The organism is Pseudomonadota bacterium, from assembly GCA_018817425.1.
Taxonomy (GTDB): Bacteria; Desulfobacterota; Desulfobacteria; order Desulfobacterales; family RPRI01; genus RPRI01.
Window position 1 is genome coordinate 1 of sequence record JAHITX010000063.1, and the last position, 20,636, is coordinate 20,636.

General features: G+C 38.5%; 16 protein-coding genes and 2 pseudogenes. 11 read left to right on the forward strand and 7 right to left on the reverse strand.

Annotated features, from left to right (window positions below; all coding sequences use genetic code 11):
- Positions 1 to 114: 114 nt before the first annotated feature.
- Positions 115 to 224: pseudogene (locus KKC46_10915) on the forward strand (PEP-CTERM sorting domain-containing protein).
- A 130-nt stretch (positions 225 to 354) separates the two neighbouring features.
- Here KKC46_10915 and KKC46_10920 read toward each other — a convergent pair.
- From KKC46_10920 to KKC46_10945, 6 genes and pseudogenes are all read right to left on the reverse strand, one after another.
- Entirely contained in the window at positions 355 to 2,640 is a 2,286-nt protein-coding gene (locus KKC46_10920; protein ID MBU1054325.1) for a CHAT domain-containing protein, read from the reverse strand.
- Between the two features lie 264 nt (positions 2,641 to 2,904).
- A complete protein-coding gene (locus tag KKC46_10925) occupies positions 2,905 to 4,809 on the reverse strand; it encodes a sulfatase-like hydrolase/transferase (GenBank protein MBU1054326.1) in 1,905 nt (634 codons plus the stop codon).
- Positions 4,810 to 5,033: 224 nt separating this feature from the next.
- A complete protein-coding gene (locus KKC46_10930) occupies positions 5,034 to 5,792 on the reverse strand; it encodes a hypothetical protein (GenBank protein MBU1054327.1) in 759 nt (252 codons plus the stop codon).
- A gap of 345 nt (positions 5,793 to 6,137) precedes the next feature.
- A pseudogene (locus KKC46_10935) lies at positions 6,138 to 6,447 on the reverse strand (hypothetical protein).
- A 270-nt stretch (positions 6,448 to 6,717) separates the two neighbouring features.
- Positions 6,718 to 7,539: a helix-turn-helix domain-containing protein gene (locus KKC46_10940; protein MBU1054328.1), complete on the reverse strand. Its 822-nt coding sequence runs from the start codon at positions 7,537 to 7,539 to the stop codon at positions 6,718 to 6,720.
- Between the two features lie 32 nt (positions 7,540 to 7,571).
- On the reverse strand, positions 7,572 to 7,925 hold the full coding sequence (locus tag KKC46_10945; protein MBU1054329.1) for a hypothetical protein: 354 nt from the start codon (positions 7,923 to 7,925) through the stop codon (positions 7,572 to 7,574).
- A gap of 392 nt (positions 7,926 to 8,317) precedes the next feature.
- On the opposite strand from KKC46_10945, the gene KKC46_10950 reads away from it, so the two are divergent.
- The 8 genes from KKC46_10950 (at position 8,318) to KKC46_10985 (ending at position 18,920) form a co-directional block, all read left to right on the forward strand.
- Positions 8,318 to 8,533 carry an addiction module protein gene (locus tag KKC46_10950; GenBank protein ID MBU1054330.1) on the forward strand — a complete coding sequence of 72 codons (216 nt, stop codon included), beginning with the start codon at positions 8,318 to 8,320 and terminating at the stop codon, positions 8,531 to 8,533.
- A complete protein-coding gene (locus tag KKC46_10955; protein MBU1054331.1) occupies positions 8,530 to 8,823 on the forward strand; it encodes a type II toxin-antitoxin system RelE/ParE family toxin in 294 nt (97 codons plus the stop codon). The genes KKC46_10950 and KKC46_10955 overlap by 4 nt, the downstream gene beginning before the upstream one ends.
- Before the next feature lie 295 nt (positions 8,824 to 9,118).
- Positions 9,119 to 13,705: a hypothetical protein gene (locus tag KKC46_10960; protein MBU1054332.1), complete on the forward strand. Its 4,587-nt coding sequence runs from the start codon at positions 9,119 to 9,121 to the stop codon at positions 13,703 to 13,705.
- Positions 13,706 to 13,932: 227 nt separating this feature from the next.
- Complete coding sequence (locus KKC46_10965) at positions 13,933 to 14,790, forward strand: hypothetical protein (GenBank protein ID MBU1054333.1); 858 nt, start codon at positions 13,933 to 13,935, stop codon at positions 14,788 to 14,790.
- An 82-nt stretch (positions 14,791 to 14,872) separates the two neighbouring features.
- On the forward strand, positions 14,873 to 15,793 hold the full coding sequence (locus tag KKC46_10970; GenBank protein ID MBU1054334.1) for an MBL fold metallo-hydrolase: 921 nt from the start codon (positions 14,873 to 14,875) through the stop codon (positions 15,791 to 15,793).
- Between the two features lie 21 nt (positions 15,794 to 15,814).
- Positions 15,815 to 16,213: a TM2 domain-containing protein gene (locus KKC46_10975; protein MBU1054335.1), complete on the forward strand. Its 399-nt coding sequence runs from the start codon at positions 15,815 to 15,817 to the stop codon at positions 16,211 to 16,213.
- 87 nt (positions 16,214 to 16,300) lie between these two features.
- Positions 16,301 to 17,437 (forward strand): S1C family serine protease, encoded by a 1,137-nt coding sequence (locus KKC46_10980; GenBank protein ID MBU1054336.1) that lies wholly within the window; start codon positions 16,301 to 16,303, stop codon positions 17,435 to 17,437.
- A 94-nt stretch (positions 17,438 to 17,531) separates the two neighbouring features.
- A complete protein-coding gene (locus KKC46_10985) occupies positions 17,532 to 18,920 on the forward strand; it encodes an MATE family efflux transporter (GenBank protein MBU1054337.1) in 1,389 nt (462 codons plus the stop codon).
- 28 nt (positions 18,921 to 18,948) lie between these two features.
- Here KKC46_10985 and KKC46_10990 read toward each other — a convergent pair whose 3' ends face one another.
- Complete coding sequence (locus KKC46_10990; protein ID MBU1054338.1) at positions 18,949 to 19,833, reverse strand: DUF4384 domain-containing protein; 885 nt, start codon at positions 19,831 to 19,833, stop codon at positions 18,949 to 18,951.
- A 190-nt stretch (positions 19,834 to 20,023) separates the two neighbouring features.
- Here KKC46_10990 and KKC46_10995 point away from each other — a divergent pair, with 190 nt between their 5' ends.
- Both KKC46_10995 and KKC46_11000 read left to right on the forward strand, forming a co-directional pair.
- Positions 20,024 to 20,257 carry a type II toxin-antitoxin system prevent-host-death family antitoxin gene (locus KKC46_10995; protein ID MBU1054339.1) on the forward strand — a complete coding sequence of 78 codons (234 nt, stop codon included), beginning with the start codon at positions 20,024 to 20,026 and terminating at the stop codon, positions 20,255 to 20,257.
- Entirely contained in the window at positions 20,258 to 20,635 is a 378-nt protein-coding gene (locus KKC46_11000) for a type II toxin-antitoxin system VapC family toxin (protein MBU1054340.1), read from the forward strand.
- Position 20,636 lies beyond the last annotated feature (1 nt).

Below are 20,636 nucleotides of genomic sequence, written 5' to 3' on the forward strand. Positions count from 1 at the left end.
ATAATAATGGGAGTCCTGATGTTATTAATTTCACATCAAGTTACTCAGATATACTTGTTGACCAAGTGAGTTTCTTTGCCTGGGAATCTTATTACTATAAAGACTTTGTTCTTGATGATTTTGAGTACAGTGAGGTGGGTAACCCTGTTCCCGTACCGGCTACCTTGCTTCTGTTTGGATCAGGCCTGTTTGGTTTGGTCGGGCTCAGGCGACGATTTAATTGATACTAAGCTTTCCATTCATATTATTAAAAAGACAAGGCAGAACATTTCAAAATGTTCTGCCTTGTCTTTTTTGCTAACCCCGCAAAAGCTACACAAACCACAATAGTGTTAGAATATGCACATTGTTTTTTTACATAGCACTTCCGGTAAGTAAAAATGCTGCCCAGAAATAGGGATTCGGGTATTGCTTTTTAACTTTGAGCTGCGCCTGCCGTAAAGCCTCATCTTTATTCATCTTCGATAAATTGGTATAAAAGTTGATCATTATATCTCGGGTTGTTTCGTCATCAACCTGCCACAAGCTGGATATTAGCGAACGCGCTCCGGCATAGAGAAAGCCACGCGTTAAGCCAACAACATCATCGCCTGTAGCCACTTTCCCCAGAGCCGTTTCACAGGCGCTGAGAGTTACCAAATCGGCGTTCAAAGATAAATTATAAAGATCTCCTGCTCTCAATAGTCCGTCATTCATGTTATCTGCGGCCAGCAGCAGTGCTGAATTAAGCGGATTATCAATATCAAATATTCCATGGACAGCAAGATGGATTATGAAATATTTGCTCCCAAATTTTTGCAGATTGGTTTTAGAAGCATCGCTGCGTAAAAGAACATTGGATTCAGGAATTATTCTGCTAATGGCCAGAGCCTCGTCCTGTGCAAATTTTAAATCATATTTTGGGTCGTCCAGCTTAGGATTTCCGAAAATCAAAGCACCTCTATCTTCTTCTTTTGCCCGTTGTTTAAGAAAGCTCAGAACGCTGGCACTGGGCAGCATCCGAATGCTGAAGCGGTCAATCAGATATTCGTTGCCATCGAAAAGGGCGGCAAAAGGCAAATAATGCAAAGAGCCATGTGGAACGATAATCAATTTTTTTGTGTTAATTACAGGAGCTGCCAAAGAAAATAATTGGCGGTATAGCGCCTGACTATATTGTTTGAAATCCGGTAAGTCTTGAGCTGTAATGTTTTTGCGCAGAGCATCAATGTTATTTTCTAAATCCGCTACCGGCAGTTTCTTTGCCACAATTGTTTTGTCTGTTAAAATAAAAACATACCATTTACTGCCTGAACAATAATATTCCAGAAGTGTTTCATCGTCTTTAATCTTTTCCTGGATTTCGGTCGTGGAAGGAGTAGTTACGGAAACCAGAGCGGATAGTTCCGGCGCATTTTCCTGCAGGTTTTTTTTCAGTTTCAGGACAACCGCCCGTGTTTTACTTTGGCTTTCTTTATCTTCAGCAGATTGCGCCACAACGGTGAGGTCATTTTCCGCTTTGCTAAGCTCGGCCAGTGTTATCTTGATCTGCTCAGCTTGTCCGCCTCGAACTTTTATGTCCTTTTGCGAAGCAAGCAAGTCCACCAGGGCGCGGGATTTGGCACGCTCCACGTAAGCAAATGCTTCTGCATAACGGTTGTCAGCAAGAAGCAGTGCCGTCAATTCTGCGTAAGCAGATTGTTTATCGCCAACAAACCCGATGCGTCCCGCTTCGGAATTAATCGAAGAGCGCTGCTTTTCAATAACTTCGATTGTTTTTTTCAGCATGTCTTCTGCGGTACTTTTCCGGCCTTCGGCCAAAGCAATTTTTGCCCGATCCAGCAGTACAATCCAGTAAATACCCCCGATTTGCTCAATCTGCGGATGCCCTAAAAGCCGGTCATATCCATTTTTTGCTTCTATTATGTTTCCTGTTTCGTAAAGGCTTTTTGATAAAATAAAAAGATTGGGTATCTCCTGAAAGGTCTGATCGTATAAAGCTGTTATTGCACCTGTTACTTTTGCATCAGGATTTCTTATGGCTTTTAGCGCATTGTCATATTCTTTCAAAGCCATGTAAATCCGCGCCAGAGCACTGTATTTTTCAGGACCGTTCATGAGTGTTATGCTTACATTTTGCAGTGAATTAACAATTCTTTGAGCATCCGCTTTATTCCCGGACAGAGCATAGGCAACACCAAGAAAATCGTAAATGGAGATCATCTGTGATGTATAAAAACTTTGTTTTTCACGTCCAGCTTCATGCAAAAGTTTATAAGCAAGATGGCCTTCTTTGATTGCCTTCTGAAATTCGCCCTGATCGAGATAAACAGAGCCACGCAAAATCTGGGGATAAACTGTGAGATCAGAGCCGACAAAAGCACTGTCGCCATTATCAATCTGCTTTTGAAGCAAGTCTGTTATGGCAAGTGCTTTGCTGTAATTGCGAATTCCGTTATAAGAGGATGCCAGCAAAAAAAGCTGAAAAGAAGACACCGAATCGCCATTTTCTACTCTTGGTTGAAGAGTATTAATTATTTCATGTATCTGTTGTTTTTGAGCATAACTGCTTAACCTTATATCCCTTGACAGGGAGCAGGCCATAAAAAAAGAAGCCAAAAGCAATATGGCTGATATGGTGAAATAATTTTTAAGTTTCATATTGTTTTATCCGTTAGACAGCAGGTTTTTCGGCAATGCCACAGTAATGCAAGTGAGCTAGTTTCAAAACGTCCCATTTTGGCCGATCTCTGCGTTGGGTGAAAATTTTAATCCTCGAAATACTCCATGTATTCCTGTGGTTAAAATTTACACCCGCCTTGACCTTGACCAAACTGAAACGTTTTGAAAGTGGCTCAAGAATGTAGTTGTTTGATAGAATACCCCCAAACATCACCTGATGAAGTATCCGGTTTACTTCCTGTTTTATTTAGCCGACTGCATTTTTTCTGCCATAGTGCGACCTTGTTTCATATAATCGGCAAACTCATCCGCTTTCATGGCATTGTATAACCCATATTTATAAAGATAGCTGGCAACTTGATAATAACTTATGGTTTCAGTAACCGCTTCCGCATCAAGAGGTATGTTTATCCTTGAGTGAGTCGCAAAGTCATAGTGGTATGCGACATTCTTTCTCACAGTTTTTAAAACGATGAGTTTATCTTTTTCAATGTGTCCCAGCTTCTGGTAATTGCCTATAATTGCAGCTCCATCGTCAGGGTGAATTGAACGAACATCATGGCCGAAAAAGCGGCTCGGATAGCTCCAATTCAGAAGTCCTAGCAAGGTAGGTGCGTAATCAATCTGACTTGAAATGGTCTTTATATGACCGGTCGGCAACTGTCCGCCGGGGGAATAGATAATGAGCGGTATATGATAGTTTTCAACAGGCAGCTCCGTTTTGCCCGCGCTTCCGGCGCAATGGTCGGCCACGATAACAAAGACCGTATTGTTAAACCATGGTTTTGATCTTGCTTCTTCGATGAATTTGCCGATGGCGTAGTCTGTATATTTTATGCCACCGCGGCGTTTCGATGTTTTGGACGGCAAGTCGATACGTCCTTCGGGGAAAGTGAAAGGACGGTGATTTGATGTAGTCATCAAAAAAAAGTAAAAGGGCTTCCCTTTTGCGTAGACTGCATCGGCTTCGCGTGTTGTCCAGCGATACAAATCTTCGTCGCAGGCACCCCAGACATTTGCAAATGTTACATCATCTGAGCTTACGGCACTACGGTCGATGACTTTATAACCATTATTGCCGAAGAAATAGTTCATATTATCGAAGTAACCGAATCCGCTATAAAGAAATGCTGTATCATACCCTTTCAATTGAAATATTGAACCAAGGCTAAATAATCCTTCATTATGCGGGCGTTTCACCAGAGAGCGGCCCGGTGTTGGCGGCAGCGATAGGACCAAAGCTTCCATTCCACGTACCGTGCGGGTTCCCGTGGCGTAAAAATTATCAAACACAAGACTTTTCTGTTCAATGGCCGATAAATTTGGCGTCAGATTTGCGTATTCGCCTGAATTATCCAGGAATTTAGCACTCAGGCTTTCCACTGTAATCTGAATTACATTCAACTTAAGTTCAGGGCCTTTTTTTGAATAGAATCTTAGTGTGTCTTTTTCTTTTGGTTTCAATAATACCGACCCGTCCTCCACTATTTCACTGCGCATGAATTGAAATGCCTTATCAACAGGAATAGTAGGGAAAAACCGGTCAAAATCGAGTTCATTTTCTTTGAATGCAACAAATAATGACCATATGCCATTTTTCCCAAGTTCTTTATTGTAATTATTGGTAAAATCAGGCAGCCAGTTTTGATTGATGATTAAACCCACAACAATGACTACAGCGCATGCAACAGAGCCAAATTTATAACGGTTTTTGATAGGCGATGCCGAGTTTGCAGCCCATGCGGCAGGAACCCCCGTGCGCCAGATGAATATCTGTAATATCAATGATAATAAAGCTATACCGCCCAGTATCAAGGGCATTGGATAGGACTCGAAAATATTGTCAATTACTTCTTTAGTATAGACAAGATAATCAACAGCGATGAAGTTAAATCTTACCCCGAATTCATCCCAGAATACCCACTCGGCGACCAGACAGAACAACAAAGAATAAAGAAAAATAAACAAGATTACCTGCATCACGAAACGGCCCCACAGGCGTTCGAAGAAATGTTCGGGCAGGATGGCCTGAAGCAGGATAAAGGGTATAATTAACCAGGAAGCCGTGCCTATGTCATATATGAACCCCCATGCAAAAGCTGCCAACAGGCTTAAGTCCCATGAAATATCCTGAGCAGCCTTTATCATCAGCACAATCCTGGTTATGAATGCAAATCCGAAAAAAAGGAAAAATAACAAAGCGATGCCGCTGTTTCTCTTTTTGAGATATGCAGAAAATAAAGTACGGGGTTGATTTAATGGGCTTATTTTCATTTATTATAATATAAAGAATGAATTCGCTTTTTATGGGACGGACTATACAAAGATTGATCTTTTGAGTTAATATAATTGTACCCACAAATATTTGGTTGTCAATGTTTTCGTGTTGCCGGTTTATGCGAAAAGATAAAGATACACGACACGATTAACACAAGAAGGGTGGCCGACGCTGAGTAGCGGCTTAACTCCAAGCCGCCTTTGCTTATGGGTTTGTCAAGAAAATCGCCGATGACAGCGCCGAGCGGCCGCGTAAGGATGAATGCTGCCCAAAACAGAGTAGTGCGGGATATGTTTGTTCGGTAGTACGCAACTGCGATTGCTGCCAACATTGCACCAAATACAATTGCACCACCAACATACCCAATACCCGCTGTATCAGCTGTCCAATCGCCAAGGGCAGTGCCCAGGGTTTGCGAAAACATGATTGTTACCCAATAAAACATTTCAGCTTTTGGCGAACTTACGGTATCAACGGCTATCGAACCAAGTGTACGATACCAGAGAAATAATGATACCATTAGTAATGTGAATAATATTGTCGTTCCACCCGCATAGCCAATTCCAAGAGAACGATCCGCGAAATCTGCCAATGTCGTTCCCACTGTTGTTGTTGCAATAATTGTTGTCCAGTAAAGAACAGGATGGAATTTCTTCGCGTAAACCTGAGCTGTTACCGCTATTGCAAATATCGCGGCAAAGATTCCGGTACTTACGAGATAGCCGAGGTGCATTGACATGGACACGGCGTCCCCGCCAGTCTCACCAATGGTTGTAGCGAGAATCTTTATAATCCAGAAGATCAGGGTTACTTCCGGAACTTTACTTAAAATCTCTTGCTCTTTTATATTCATAATTTTCCTCAATTCAATTGGAATAATGGTTTATGCTGCTACTTAGAAGTTGCTTTAACATATTATTATACCATATCGATTCTGTAGATTATTGCTATAATAAACACAGGCATCGTGAAGAATTAATGAAGATGTTCAATTTCCGGAGTAATAAGTGTGTTACATATATTTGTGCGAGAAATTTATAACAGAAAAAGAAAGCAAGAAATACTTTTTAGCGTCCCAAAATCCGCTATTGATTTTTATCAAGGTGTAATTTTGGCATTATTTAATAAAAAATCAGCCAAGAAAACAAAAAACGCTTATTATAAACCTTTGCATTAGAAGCAATCAGCCCATTTTAAATGGCATTCTTTTCATTCCAAAACCGATCTTGAGTTCTTTAATCATGTTCTCACTGCACTGACCACGTTGGTTATACCACCGCACTACCTGCTCAATATCTTCTGTGAGGTTTGTCGCTATTACTGTGTATTTTTCTTTTTCATCAAATAACTTTTTCTGAATGGGTTGGCGGATTACTATCAAACGAAATGCTTGCTTTTGTGCCTCAATTCCGGTTGCATCTATATCCAGAGTATAACCTTTGACACCGGAATACTTAAGCCCACGGTTTATTATCTTTCCGTTTACCTTGGCAAGGCCTTTTTCCATGGGGTCGCTTTCTCAGTAACAAAATTATTGTTGCGACAGAAGTGATCAAGCAACTGATGGGCCCGAAGCTGCCGTCAAAAAAAAGAGTTATTGGATTCTAAGCAGACTGCTCCCAACCAGGGTAGAACATTAGAGCGTTTATAAAATATACTTTTTACAGTATCAAAAAGAAAAATTTATTATGTACTCAAAATTCCACTTGAACCCTGGAATCCCCGAATCCTTGAACCCTTTAAAACCACCATCTCTTTCACAGACAATCCAACTATGTTTATATCTCTGTCAGCTCTGATGCATCCGTATAGGGAATCAAAGCCCCAGTGTTTCTTTTTTTCCAAACTTGCTCTCGGTGGGCAGCATCATAAGCCATCTTTTTGCGTGGGAAGGCAGCAGCAACCTTAATAATTATTCTTTTTTCTTCCTCTGTCAAAGTTTCAGCTTTTGTTTCATCAGCGGCTCGGATTAAACTTATCAGTTCGTTGTAATTATTAAGTTGTGGCCCAAATGGCAATGCTGCATAGGTTGCACCGGTAACACTCTGGCCAATCTCTTTAAATGCAAGCATATCAACATACCACAAATACTTTACATCAAATAACAGCTTATCCCCATCAACAAGGAATTTACAGCCTACTTCTTCTTCAAGCGCTATCATTACCAGTTTAATTCTTGGGATCGATATCGCAGCCCTGTTACCGGTATAGGGGTTTCCAACTTGTCTTCCATCGAAAGCGCTCTTGAGTGCCTTATCCATTGATTTGGTTTGTATAATACCATTTTCCCATCTTTTAATGCTTACAACACCAACTCCGGCTTTTCTTGACAGTTCCTTTTGAGTCCACCCTAACTCTTTTCTTTTTCTTTTTATTTCATTGCCGGTTAATAAACCTTTTGTCTCTCTATAAGCATCAGCTATTGTATTTTGTATTGCAGCAGCCTGTTCTATTGTCCCAACACTGATTCCGCATTCATCACATATATAAGTTTCTGCTTGATATTTAATCTTTATGCCCCTAAATGTTTTCTGTTTTTCAACTTTTTTTAGTGACATCTTCCCATGATCGTTTGGGCAATTAACAGTACTTTTCATCATTTTGCCCTCCTCCCTTCGTTGTTTTACTCTTCCTATACTCTATCTTTATGCAATGAAACCAAATAAAACTTATCGTTCTTTATGCAAAATTTAAGATAGACCTTACAACCTAATCTTTTACTCTTCCATTTAAACGCGAAAAGCTCAGAATTTATAATTTCTCTTTCATAAGACCTCTGTGGAGGATGATCTCCGGCATAATGTTGAATCTCAAGTTCGTCTAAAATCTGCATTAAAATTGATTCCAGGCTTTCAATTCTATAACCCAATTCAATGGCATCCTCGGCAATCACATCTGGTTCTATTATTAATATGTCCACCTGCTCAACAATGGCTTTTGCCCGCTTTATTTTAAGATGGATCTCCCTTTTGGACGGTCTTTGCATTTAATTGAACGTATCTCCTTCGAATAAAGGATTAAGAACGCTAAGTATCAATTGATACCTTTGTTCACATAATGGTATCAATTGATACTTATGTCAAGAAAAAACTTTGCCAAGTTTAATCGTATTTACTAGATTTATTTAATTTTTATGCACTTCGCTTGAACCCTGGAACCCTCGAATCCTTGAACCCTTATAAGATCACCACCTCTATCGAAGGCAATCCAAATATTATTGCAAAAACTTTGTCATTAGGGTATAAAAAATTCAAATAAATTAAAATGATTGATGATTGTTCAGGAGAATTATATTAGTTTTTACCTTTCTGGCTATTCTCCTTTAATGTTAACATCTCCAATACTTTAGAATTACCAGTAAAAATATGGAGCAATACTATGGAATCAATAGATCAATTAGCAAAAAAGGCGATAGAACTTCGACCGATAGAACGAATTCGTTTGGTTGAGGCTATTTTATACAGCCTCGATAAACCTGATCCGGATATCGAAAAAAGTTGGATTGCCGAATCCGAAGCCCGATATGAAGCTCATAAGCGAGGAGAGCTTGAGGCTATTGATTGGGATGAAATTAAAAAGAGGTATGAAGTTTGAAAGTCCGTTTTTTATCTCCTGCAAATAATGAATTAGATGAAGCAGTGCGATACTATAACCACCAATTGCCCGGGTTAGGCTTTCGCTTTTTTCAGGAAATTGCAGCAGCTATCGAACGAATAGAGTTTATGCCGGAAGCGTGGACGAAAACAGGTGAACGAACAAGACGCTGCATTCTAAAGGGTTTTCCTTATGCTCTTCTCTATATTGTAGATCCAGAAGAAATTATCATCACTGCTGTAGCGCATCTACACAGAGATCCGGAACATTACAAAGATAGAATCAAGTAAATTTGCCATCAGGTTAAATACGCCTATCGATTAGAACCAGCCGAGTAGAAGGAATGCTTGAATTTCTACAATCCTTGTAATATGGATCACTTAAATCCTCATAAAATCCCCACCTCTTTCGCAGGTAATCCAAATATTATTGCAAAAAACATGTCATTAGGTTATGTAAATTTTCAAATTAATTTAATTGATTGCTGATTGATTAAAAGAAATGTGATAATTTTTTGATCTATTCAGATTTAAAACCCTAAATTGTTCTTAAGTTTTAGAAAATAAATAATTTGGTGTGTTAAAAATGATACCAGGCGGAATAGCAGATAAATTAGGTAATCGATATGAAGCAAAGTGGCTTGTTCGTTCTTTTTTGGATGTCATTTCAAACAAGGCACATTGGTTGAAATTTGAAAGTGTTGAAACTGAATATCGGGGGTTCGAATTTGCTGTTGCACGTGAAGATATTATTGAGTGGCATCAAACCAAGATAAATTCTCCTTCCGGAAACTGGACAATTAATGCTCTTAAAAAAGAAGGTGTGTTAAAAGCTTTTTTAAAGAGATTAATGGCCGATGAAATTAATCATTGTTATTTTATATCCCAAGACAATGCTAACGATTTTAGAAGACTAACAGGCAAAGCGCAATTATCAAACTCTTATGATGAATATGTGCAAATTCTTTCGAAGGAACAAGAAGATTCTCTGCAGATATTAAAAAAAGAATGGCAACAATCTGATAAAATTATTTTCGACTGGCTTAAGCGAAGCCATGTTGAAATAATTCCTGAAAGAGAATTAGAATCACTAATTGAATCCTATGGTGATCTATATTTCCATAATGGCAGTAAAACTGCTTTCCCAAATTTACGTGATATTTTAGAAAATCACTTTAATAAAACTCTTACCTGTGAAGCTGCACGTTCCGCTATCAAGCTAAGTGAAAAACTGAAATTCAAAGAATGGTCATTTGACCTGACGATTAGACAGCGCTTAATCGAAGAAACAGATGCTTATCTCCAAACATATACACCTTTTGGAACAGGTGGAGAAACAATTAAAAGAAATCAAACAAATAAGTTAATTGATGAAATACTTACACCCGATTGTCCGGAATTAATAATGCTTACAGGTGTTGCAGGTTCTGGGAAATCCGGAATTGTACGAGGTGCAATAGATCTGCTTCGTAATAAAAATATCCCTCATTTGGCTTTTCGGATTGATCATTATTTATCATGTAGTACCAAAGAAGAACTCGGCAAAAATCTTACAGGTAGAGAAGAAAGTTCTGTCAGCACTTTAAAGGGAACCTTTCCAACCGTTCAATCAATTCTGTTTATTGATCAAGTGGATGCCATCAGCGAGGTTTCCGGAAGAGATGGGCAGGTAAAAGAAGTATTATTTCGACTAATAACTGATGCTCATAATTTTGGCGGTGTCACGGTTGTGGTTGCTTGCCGTACATTCGATCTGGATAGCGATCCGCGGCTAAAAAAATTAAAAGAATCTAATCAGGCAAAAACAATAGATATCCCTTTATTCGAATGGAGTGCAGAAGTTGAACCACTTTTAAAGAAGAAAGGCATTGATGTCGCTTCGCTAACAAAATCACAGAGTCAATTACTTCTATTTCCGATTAATCTTGCCATTTTTATGGAAATAGATGACCCCAAACTTTCATTTCATTCTCGTTCAAATTTATATGAAAAATTGATAGAGAAAAAACAACGTATCTTAACAAAGGAGCGAAAAACATCTTGGCCTTTGATCCGTCCTTTAAAAGCTTTATGTGATTGGATGAGCAAAAGGCAAAGGCTAAATGCTCCTGTATCCGTTATTGATGATTATCAGAATGCTGCTGATATTCTATCTTCCGAAGGAATGATTATATCATCCCGTGGTCAAGTCAATTTTTTCCATGAAAGCTTTTTCGACCATGTTTATGCAAGGGCTTTTGCAAACAACAACCAAAACCTACTTGATCTGCTCACAGAAACAGAACAACATCTTTTCCGGCGAACACAGGTTAGACAAATTCTCGAAGCTTTGAGGCAAAATGACTTTAATCGCTATATAAAGGAACTTTCTATGGTTCTTGAAAGTAGCGATATACGCTTCCACATAAAAGCTGCTATCTGCCAATGGTTGAATTCTATTGATAACCCGACTGAGCAGGAATTTGACATAATAACTAAATTTAATAACCCAAGCGGAAAGTTTGATCAATTTTTCCATAAAGCAGTTTTATCAACTTATATATGGTTTGATTTTTTAAATGAAAAAAATTGGATTAGGCAACAAATCGAAGGAAAAGATGAAGTGCGTTCCGAAGAGGTGCTTTGGTGGCTTCGGAATATTGCAGGAGAAAAACCTACAGAAGTTGCTAAATTATTACGTTTTTGGTGGAATAATGACACTAAACGTTCAGAATATCTGCTTGACTGGTTTAGTTTAGTAAGGAGAACCAAACCTGATAATGATCTTTTCCTATTATGTGAAGATATAATTCAATTAAATCCAAAATATTTATTTAAAAATCATAAGGATGGTCGCGTTACTATGCTTCTGCACACATGGGGAGAAAAATCACCTGAAAATTGTGGGCGTCTTCTTAATTTAATCTTCGAAGCTTGGTTCGCAATTAATCCCGGAAGGAATCCGTTCGATCGTAATGAATTAAAGGCAATTGATATTCATTCACTTGCCCAGATTGCAAAAAAAATGCCCCAAAAATTTTTACAAGGAACTACTAATGCTTTTGCCCACTTAATTAATATGGCGGTTGCGGAAGTTCAAAACGGAAAAAATCGCTACGATTTTAATTATAGGACATATTCTGGACATCATTTTGGATTTGATGAATTTTTAGATATATACCGTTCAGCACTTAATAAAATCGTTCAAGATGCTCCGGAAGCTGCTATCAAATATCTTGAAACACTTGACCCCTATAAGCATCAATGCTTCATGCATCTACATTTAGAATCAATTAGAAATAACCCGAAATTTTTTGCGAATCGTTTGCCTGCGCTTTCCCCCAACAAAATACTATTTGATTCCGGCTGGAATGGAGCGGAATGGTTGCTGTTTGCTTATGCTTGCCGCGAGGCAATGCCTCACTTGACTTCTGAAGAAAAAAATGAGGTTGAACAGGCAATTCTTAATTACACCCCTGAAATCGACAATGCTACTCAATTTATAAGAACAATTAATAAGAACGAGCAGGGGGAAAAACATGGCGCAAAAGAGAGTGTCATATACTACCTTAATCGTTCAGGATATGAGCAATTATGCATTTTAGAAACTATCGGTGAGAATTTTCTCAGTTCGGTTGCTTTATCACAAATTCACAAACTTCGTAAAAAATTTCCAAAAGCAAAAATTAAAGGGCCAAGTAATATTGAAATGCATTTAGTTGGTTCACCTATCAAGCATGATCATTGTGCCAAAATGAAAGATAGCCATTGGTTATCTGCTATAAGTTGCTATGATAATGATGATTTTAAACGCTATGGTCACGATTTTATAGATGGAGGAGCACGACAACTTGCTAATGAACTACAAGAGGCAACTAAAAAAGATCCTAAAAGATTTTGTAATCTTTGCCTGAAAATTCCTGACTCCGCTCATCATGCATATATTAATCATGTTTTATGGGGATTGGCAGATACTGAAAAGCTTCCCTCTGAGGAATTAATAACTCAGGTTATAAAAAGCGCTCATCAGCACCCAGATAGGCCTTTTGGCAAAAATATAGCCAGGTTGATAGAAAAGCACCCTCATATTGCCACCGATTTAAGAGTAACAGAAATACTTATATGGTATGCTTTAAATGGAGAAGCGGTTGAAAACGAAAGTTCAGATACTGAAAAGACTGAAAACCAAACAGTATCTATTGAAACACTAATTAAACAGGGCCGAGGTTTTTGCATTCGTACCAATAATACTCGCGGCTCCGCCTGGAAAGCATTGGGATCTATTTTATGGCAAGTTAAAGAAGCAGAAAATTATATTTGGGATGCAATTGAAATAGCACTTAATAAAGAAAATTTAATAAGCGTTCGTTGCTGTATGATGAAACCTCTAATACCTTTATTTAATATGAACAAGGATCGTTTTTCCGATTCAATTAGCAGATTGTTAATTCTTCCTGATGGTTCACCATACAAATATGATTCATTACGGCTTTCGCCGCTTATAACCTATGAAGCTATTCACTTATTTCCATATATTTTTTATTGGTTGCCTAAGCTTGCTGAAAAACTTGTAGCAGAACTATTAAAAAGCAAAAATGAAACCCAAAAATTGATAGGTGCATGGCTTATATTTTGTGAAAGTTTCAAAAATAATGAATATATTTTTATAGCTGATGAACTTGCTACTAAAAGTATAAACCATAAACGCCTCTTAGCTCAAGTTGCATGTGATACAATAGCGTGGGCTGACAATAGGCATCGTGTTGATACTATTTTAATAAATTTCTTCTTTGATGACGATTCTGATGTCCGAAAAATAGCTGCACGTGTTTTTGGAAATGCTCAAGCGAAAGACGTTGAGTTATATAAAGATCTTGCTACCGTATTTTTGAAATCTCCAGCGTTTGCTGATAATAGCCTTCCTATATTGCATATGCTTGAAGATGCTACTTGTGATGTTCTATGTCTTGTCCTGGAAGCAACACAACAAATCATCACAGATATAACGGAAAAAGGTGAAAAGCATAAGCTTAGAATTGATGCATATAGACTTCCGGATCTTCTAAAACGCGAATATGTATCATCCGAATTTAACCCTGATGCAAGAAAAAGAATTCTCGATCTAATCGATCTCATGCTTTATCATGAAATTTACGGAATAGACAGTATAACTGCTGTCCATGACCGAATATAATTTTATCCATGTAAGTATTATTAATTTGAAGATAACCGGTAGAACATTATGCTTATAATACGTATTGAAGAAGCAAAATAAATTTTCTCAATCATCTTAAATCTTATTGCAATATTATTATTTACTTCTTTTTTTTATTCAAAGGATCAGACTATTGATGAAAAGCTTGAAGAGAATTAATCACCAATAAGCCCTGAGCTGGTTGGCAACAAAACCGGAGAATAAGTATGCAGGAAAAATCCTTAGCAGTTTTTGAAAATAAAAAAATCCGAAGATATTATGACGAAACTACTGAAACCTGGTATTTTTCTGTGGTTGATGTTGTAGCAGTGCTTACCGATTCAATAAATCCGACCGATTATCTGAAGAAACTCAGAAAAAGGGATGCAGAGCTTGGTTTCTACCTGGGGACAAATTGTCCCCAGGTAGAAATGGAAACAGAAACAGGAAAAAAGAGAAAGACTCTTGGTGGATCGGTTCAACATATTTTGCGACTCGTTCAATCCATACCATCGCCAAAAGCTGAACCTTTCAAGCAATGGTTGGCAAAGGTGGGTTATGAGCGTTTGCAGGACATGAGTGACCCCGAGCGCTCCCTCGATCGCGCCCGTGAATACTGGCAGCAACATGGTAGAAGTGAAAAATGGATCCAGCAGAGAATGATGGGACAGGAAACCCGCAATAAACTCACTGATTACTGGAAAGACCACGAAATAACCAAAGAAAATGAATATGCCATTCTCACAGATATCATCCATAAGGAATGGAGTGGTGTTTCAGTTAAGAAGCATAAAGATATCAAAGGGGTTAAAACTCAGAATCTGCGTGATCATATGAGTGAAGCGGAGCTGATTTTTACTGCACTGGCGGAACTTTCGACAAGGCAGATCGCTGAAAGCATTGATGCAACCGGAATGGCAGAAAATGCAGAAGCGGGAAAAAAGGGTGGTAAAATAGCAAAGAAAGCCCGATTGGAATTGGAATCAAAAACAGGCAAAAGTGTCGTTACTTCTGAAAACTTTCTGCCACCAGCAAAGAAACAAAAACAAATACAACGAAAAACGGATATTGCAGAAAACGAATAATGATTCGTTTCACAGTTTAATATGGTTATATAATAGCTTACACCCTATAAGTTATCATGATTAAGGAGGATATAAAATGTTAATGAAACACAAAAATATTTTCACAATAATCTCAACCCTTGTTACCTTTTTGGTATTTACTTCTTTTTTGTATGCTAAAGAGCAAGCTGAAGTTCAGGTAAGTGCCCAGAAAATTGCTGATAATATTTATATGTTTACCGATTCCGGCGGCATGGGCAATAGTACTGTTTTAGCGGGTAATGACGGTGTTTTGATGATCGATACTAAAGTTGCAGACTCTGTTGATAAGCTTCTTTCCAAAATCGCGGAATTAAGCAGTAAACCTGTCCGTTTTGCAATTATTACCCATTGGCATTATGATCATGTTGGGGGAAACCAAAAAGTCGCTGAAACCGGAGCAACTATTCTTGCCCATGAAAATGTTCGAAAGCAAATGGGCATAGAGCACGAGATGAAAATATTTAACAAGAAGGTTCCGCCTGCATCACAGATAGCACTGCCGCTTCTTACGTATGAGAAAGAAATAACATTTCATATGGACAGCGAAGTAGTAAAAGTATTTCATCTGGAAGCCGGACATACTGATGGCGACTCTGTAATATATTTTAAAAATGCTAATGTACTTTGCACGGGCGATCTTTATTTTGAAGGGATTTATCCTTATATCGGAATCTATTCCGGCGGAACAATCAACGGTATGATTAAGGTCATTAATCAAATTCTTCCGATGATTGATGAAAATACCAAAGTTGTTCCGGGTCATGGCCCGTTGTCAAATAAAGCAAAACTTGAGCAGTACGTTTCAATGTTGACCACAATCAGAGATAACGTGAGCAAGCTTATGCAGGAAGGCAAAACAACGGAAGAAGTTGTTGCCGCAAAACCTACTCAGGCATATGATGAAAAATGGGGAAAAGGATTTCTGCCGCCGGATAAATTCGCCGGTTTAGTATATATGGATCTATCACCGGAATTGCCATAACATATGATAGGAGAAAAGCTCATGAACAATTCAAACGACACACATCTCAAGTCTATCGGCTACATCCTCTGGATCTTCGGATTCATGGGCGGCCACCGGTTTTACTATGGAAAACCCGTTACGGGGACAATATGGTTTTTCACCTTAGGGCTTTGCTTTATCGGCTGGATTATTGATCTTTTTCTTATCCCGTCTATGGACCGAGAAGCCGATCTAAGATTTCCAGCCGGAAAGCTCGATTATACTATCGCCTGGATTCTATTAACCTTTCTTGGATTATTCGGTATACACCGTTTCTATATGGGAAAGTGGATAAGCGGAATAATTTACCTGCTTACGGGCGGCTTACTCGGAATAGGTTATCTTTATGATCTATGGACACTTAATGATCAGGTTTCAGCTATAAATACCGAAACCTGACTTTATAATCGGAAGAACTGGCTGGGTATTTATTCAGGCAGATAAGTTTTTCGTATTATACAATGATAAAATGATAAGAGGTGCTATGTGAAAACTATCCGAATAATCTTTTGCATAATTATTGTATTTTTTGTTGCAGATACCACATTTACAAAAATCTATTGTTCACAAGGTGATGATGATAATTATTACTCTGAAGACTTAACCGAAGAAGATGATTATGAAGAAATATCAGAAGCAGACGACTATGAAGAAATATCAGAAGAAGATGACGTTGATGATATATCCTTTCAGTCTGACTCCTTCTCAGTCAACTCGGGAGCAAAAGATTTGGAGGCAGAACTATTTGACCGCTATAATCCGACCGGAGCTGTAGAAAAGGCATCTATAGCTACCGTTACCGTCAAAACATCTATGGGAACCGGATCGGGTTTTTTTATAACTTCAAACGGCTATATTATAACGAATAAACATGTTCTGCGTGGTGATAAAAACCAACTGGCTAAAGCTAAGAAGCATATTAATAAAATAGATTCAGACGCAAAAAAGTACAAAAAGCTGTTTGCCGCCGAGGAAAAATTGCTTGAAAAGCGCGAAAAGCAACTGAAAGACTACAAAGAAAAGATTGACAAGCTGACTTATATACCGCTGAAAGAAGCCGAAACTGAAAAATATAAAATGGCTTACGATAACTATCTTAGGCGGAAAGAAAATTTCAGTTCTCAAAAACAGGAATTTCTTTCAAATCTCGATTCCTATTCAAACGCAAAAGATGATTACTCATATAATGTTGCAGTTGGTGCTCTTTCAAGCAATTTTACTATTATAATCAAGGATGGCCGTGAATTCGATGTTTACTTAGTTGCAGAAAGCAAAGATGCTGATTTGGCACTGCTTAAGATAGATGATATTATAACACCCTTTATCAAACCGGCCATGTCTCGCCAAACAAGTCAAGGACAAGATGTATATGCGATTGGGAGTCCAATTGGTTTAAGAGATTCCGTAAGCTCAGGCATTATTTCAGGCTATGAAAATGGTTATATTAAAACCAACGCCCAAATTTATCCTGGCAACAGCGGTGGCCCGCTTATAACTGATGATGGAAAAGTAATCGGCGTAAATACTTTAAAAATGCTTACTCGCAACTTTGAAGGTCTTGGTTTTGCTATACCCATTGAAATAGCTGTTTCAGAATTTGAAAGTTATTTAAACAATCCGTAACAACATTAAGATAAAAAATGATATTATTTTCCAGCACTATTTTTGATGATGTAAAGTTTTATTTGATTAACAATTTCCCGGAGATCTCCAGAACATGATCGAGCGCTGGTCTAAGCCCAATGGCTATCGAAGTGTTATGGCCATCAGTCTTCCTCTGGTGGCCTCCATGGGTTCTATTACGCTTATGCAGTTTACGGACAGGATATTTCTGTCCAATTATTCGGTAGACAGTATTTCGGCTGCTTTGCCTGCCGGCTTAGCATCTTTTACCTGCTTTTCAATTTTTCTGGGCGCTGTCCATTACACCAACGCCTTCGTGGCTCAGTATACCGGAGCAAACGCCCTTGATCGTGTAGGAGCATCGGTCTGGCAGGGTATCTATTTCTCAATTTTTGCCGCTTTACTAGTGGCTTCATTTGTTTTTATATCCGGTCACCTTTTCGATATGATTGGTCATTCTCCGCATGTCCGTGCTCTTGAAATAAAATATTTTAATATTCTTATACTGGGTGCTGTATTTCCTCTACTGGGCTCTGCCATGGCATGTTTTTATACGGGCAGAGGTCTGACGCGTGTGGTTATGTTTATCCACATGGCAGGTGCAATGGTAAACATACCTTTGGATTACTGCCTGATAAACGGTATCGGCCCTTTTCCGGAAATGGGTATTACAGGAGCTGCCATAGCCACAGTTGCGTCTTCAGCCGTTATTGTACTGATCCTTGGGTTTTTTTTCTTCAGCTCATATAATCGGTCTCGATTCGGCACATGGAATAACAGAGGTTTTGATAAAGAGCTTTTTAGCCGCCTTATGCGGTATGGTCTGCCAAGCGGCATACAGTTTTTTCTTGAAATATTCGGGTTCACTTTCTTCATTCAGATGCTGGGGCGGCTTGGGGATCTGGAGATGGCTGCATCCAACATCGTGCTTTCTTTAGAATCGCTTGCTTTTTTGCCGATGGTAGGATTTCACATCGGTAATGCCACACTGGTGGGCCAAGCAATCGGTCGCGGCTATCCGGAAGATGGAGTATATGCAACCACAAGCTCTTTGCATGTCACTCTTGTTTACATGGCAATCATTTCATTCTTTTTCGTATTTCTGCCTGAGCCCTTACTCTATCTTTTTAAGGCAAGGAATTACAGCCCTGAACAATTTGCAGCAATAATGGATCTGGGTATAGTTCTATTACGTTTTGTAGCGGTCTTCTGCTTTTTCGATGCTCTGAACCTTATTTATTCCGGAGCAATAAAGGGGGCAGGCGACACACGATTTATCATGTGGACCATTGCAGCTCTTTCTTTGGGGGGAATGATTATTCCGGTTTACATTGCAATAGAATTCTTAGGTGCGGGGATTTATACTGCGTGGACAATTGCCGCATTCTATGCCTGCCTCCTTGGAATGGCTTTTATGCTGCGCTATCGCCACGGCAAGTGGAAAAAAATGCGGATAATCGAGTCCAGCCCTGTTTCGTCATAGGGCTTAATATGCAACACTTTGATCGTTATTATTTGCCGGTTTTAACTGGTGTACCTGTTTCAAAAAATTCGGCGGTTTCGGCCCTTGACTCATTTGTTTTTGCTTTAATTTTCACACCTCTGGTTTTTATTCCGGTATCTTTTGTTTTTACCTGGTAGACACCACCCGTAGCCGCCAAATCAAGTCCACCAAGAGGTGATGTACTTGCATATACTATTATATTTTCCTCGCCAAAAGGAGGGGTTACCTCAAGATCGTACCTGTCTTCTCCGGAAGGCAGGGTATAGACTGCACCACCGTTGAAATAGTGTTCTCTTCTGTAAGGATTCGGTAAAAGCTGGAGCATGGCCCCATTTACGTCCTTGTATAATACAGAAGCATAAAACGGTTTATTTCCCTTGATATAAATTATAATTTTGTCACCTAAGCTGTACTTTTTCTTATTTGTCCAAACAGCAACTTTAAGCGGCATATCGGGATTTTCAAGGCTATCTTCTTTTTCTGTGGCTTTAAGAATTTTTACATCAGGAATAACTTCAGCCTTAACACTAACCTTGAAACAATCACCGGCAGAAGCGTTGTTGTACCAGACACCATTTATCTGTTGAATTATTTTTACTTTGGCATTGCTGTAAGCAGAAATAACGTCCTTTTCGAGTTCAAAATTCTTAATGCTTGTTTCACTGCTAATATGTGTCATTACTGTTTCTGCTGCGTTACGTTTGGAATCGGCAACAGCACTTTGTTCCGTTTCTTTTCTTGACTTGTCATCTCCCATACAGGCATAGCCCTCTGCTTCCGTAATAAAGGACTGTGCGGCATAAACTGATTTACCGGATATAATGCAAGTGCTTATCAACAGAAAAAAAATTATTGCAAAATTTTTAGCAGCATAAAATTTCATGTAAACCATCCTTTTTGGAATCGATAAGAATCAATTGATATTCATAATTTCTTTTTGTCATAATTTACTTTACAGATCAATCCCGTATTTTATATTCTTGGTATATTTTGAATAATATTCATATATCATTCTATATTGACATATATCTTCTCATAGTTTATATTTCATAGTGTAAACTTTGATAGAAGGAGATGGTGTTATGAAAGCAACTGCAAAAGATCTCAGGTTTCATTCAAAAGGACTGCTTGATACCGTCAAGAAGGGTGAAGAAGTTATAATTACCTTTCGCGGCAAACCTCGCGCCAAACTTATTCCCTATACAGAGAAAAAGAAGGAAATCACTAAAAATGAGTTGTTTGGAATTTGGAAAGATAATGATGTAATTAAAGACGTAGATGAATATGTCAGGAAGTTAAGAAAAGGAAGATATTAAATGCTTCTCGATACGGATATCCTCATTTGGTATATGAAAGGAAATGAAAAAGCATTTAAAGCTATTGAAGGCTCAAAGGATTTCTTTATTTCAGTAATCACATACATGGAATTAGTCCAGGGTATGAGAAACAAGATTGAGCTTAACCATCTTCGTAAGGCCCTGCATATTTGGAACTCGAAAATTCTTTATCTTTCAGAAGAGATATCCGCCAAAGCAATGTTTTTTGTAGAACAACATTATTTAAGCCATTCTATTCAACTTGCGGATGCTTTGATAGGTGCTACAGCAATTGTTTATGGGCTTCCAATTCTAACAGGAAACGACAAACATTATAAGATATTCAAAAATTTACAAATCAAAAAATTCCGGCCTTAAC

Excerpts from the sequence above, each read along its gene's own strand:
- KKC46_10920 (MBU1054325.1), bottom strand. The coding sequence starts at position 2,640 with ATGAAACTTAAAAATTATTTCACCATATCAGCCATATTGCTTTTGGCT.
- KKC46_10990 (MBU1054338.1), bottom strand. The coding sequence starts at position 19,833 with ATGGTTTACATGAAATTTTATGCTGCTAAAAATTTTGCAATAATTTTT.
- KKC46_10940 (MBU1054328.1), bottom strand. The coding sequence starts at position 7,539 with ATGATGAAAAGTACTGTTAATTGCCCAAACGATCATGGGAAGATGTCA.
- KKC46_10985 (MBU1054337.1), top strand. The coding sequence starts at position 17,532 with ATGATCGAGCGCTGGTCTAAGCCCAATGGCTATCGAAGTGTTATGGCC.
- KKC46_10950 (MBU1054330.1), top strand. The coding sequence starts at position 8,318 with ATGGAATCAATAGATCAATTAGCAAAAAAGGCGATAGAACTTCGACCG.
- KKC46_10975 (MBU1054335.1), top strand. The coding sequence starts at position 15,815 with ATGAACAATTCAAACGACACACATCTCAAGTCTATCGGCTACATCCTC.
- KKC46_10960 (MBU1054332.1), top strand. The coding sequence starts at position 9,119 with ATGATACCAGGCGGAATAGCAGATAAATTAGGTAATCGATATGAAGCA.
- KKC46_10970 (MBU1054334.1), top strand. The coding sequence starts at position 14,873 with ATGAAACACAAAAATATTTTCACAATAATCTCAACCCTTGTTACCTTT.
- KKC46_10945 (MBU1054329.1), bottom strand. The coding sequence starts at position 7,925 with ATGCAAAGACCGTCCAAAAGGGAGATCCATCTTAAAATAAAGCGGGCA.
- KKC46_10925 (MBU1054326.1), bottom strand. The coding sequence starts at position 4,809 with ATGATAAAGGCTGCTCAGGATATTTCATGGGACTTAAGCCTGTTGGCA.
- KKC46_11000 (MBU1054340.1), top strand. The coding sequence starts at position 20,258 with ATGCTTCTCGATACGGATATCCTCATTTGGTATATGAAAGGAAATGAA.
- KKC46_10995 (MBU1054339.1), top strand. The coding sequence starts at position 20,024 with ATGAAAGCAACTGCAAAAGATCTCAGGTTTCATTCAAAAGGACTGCTT.
- KKC46_10930 (MBU1054327.1), bottom strand. The coding sequence starts at position 5,792 with ATGAATATAAAAGAGCAAGAGATTTTAAGTAAAGTTCCGGAAGTAACC.
- KKC46_10965 (MBU1054333.1), top strand. The coding sequence starts at position 13,933 with ATGCAGGAAAAATCCTTAGCAGTTTTTGAAAATAAAAAAATCCGAAGA.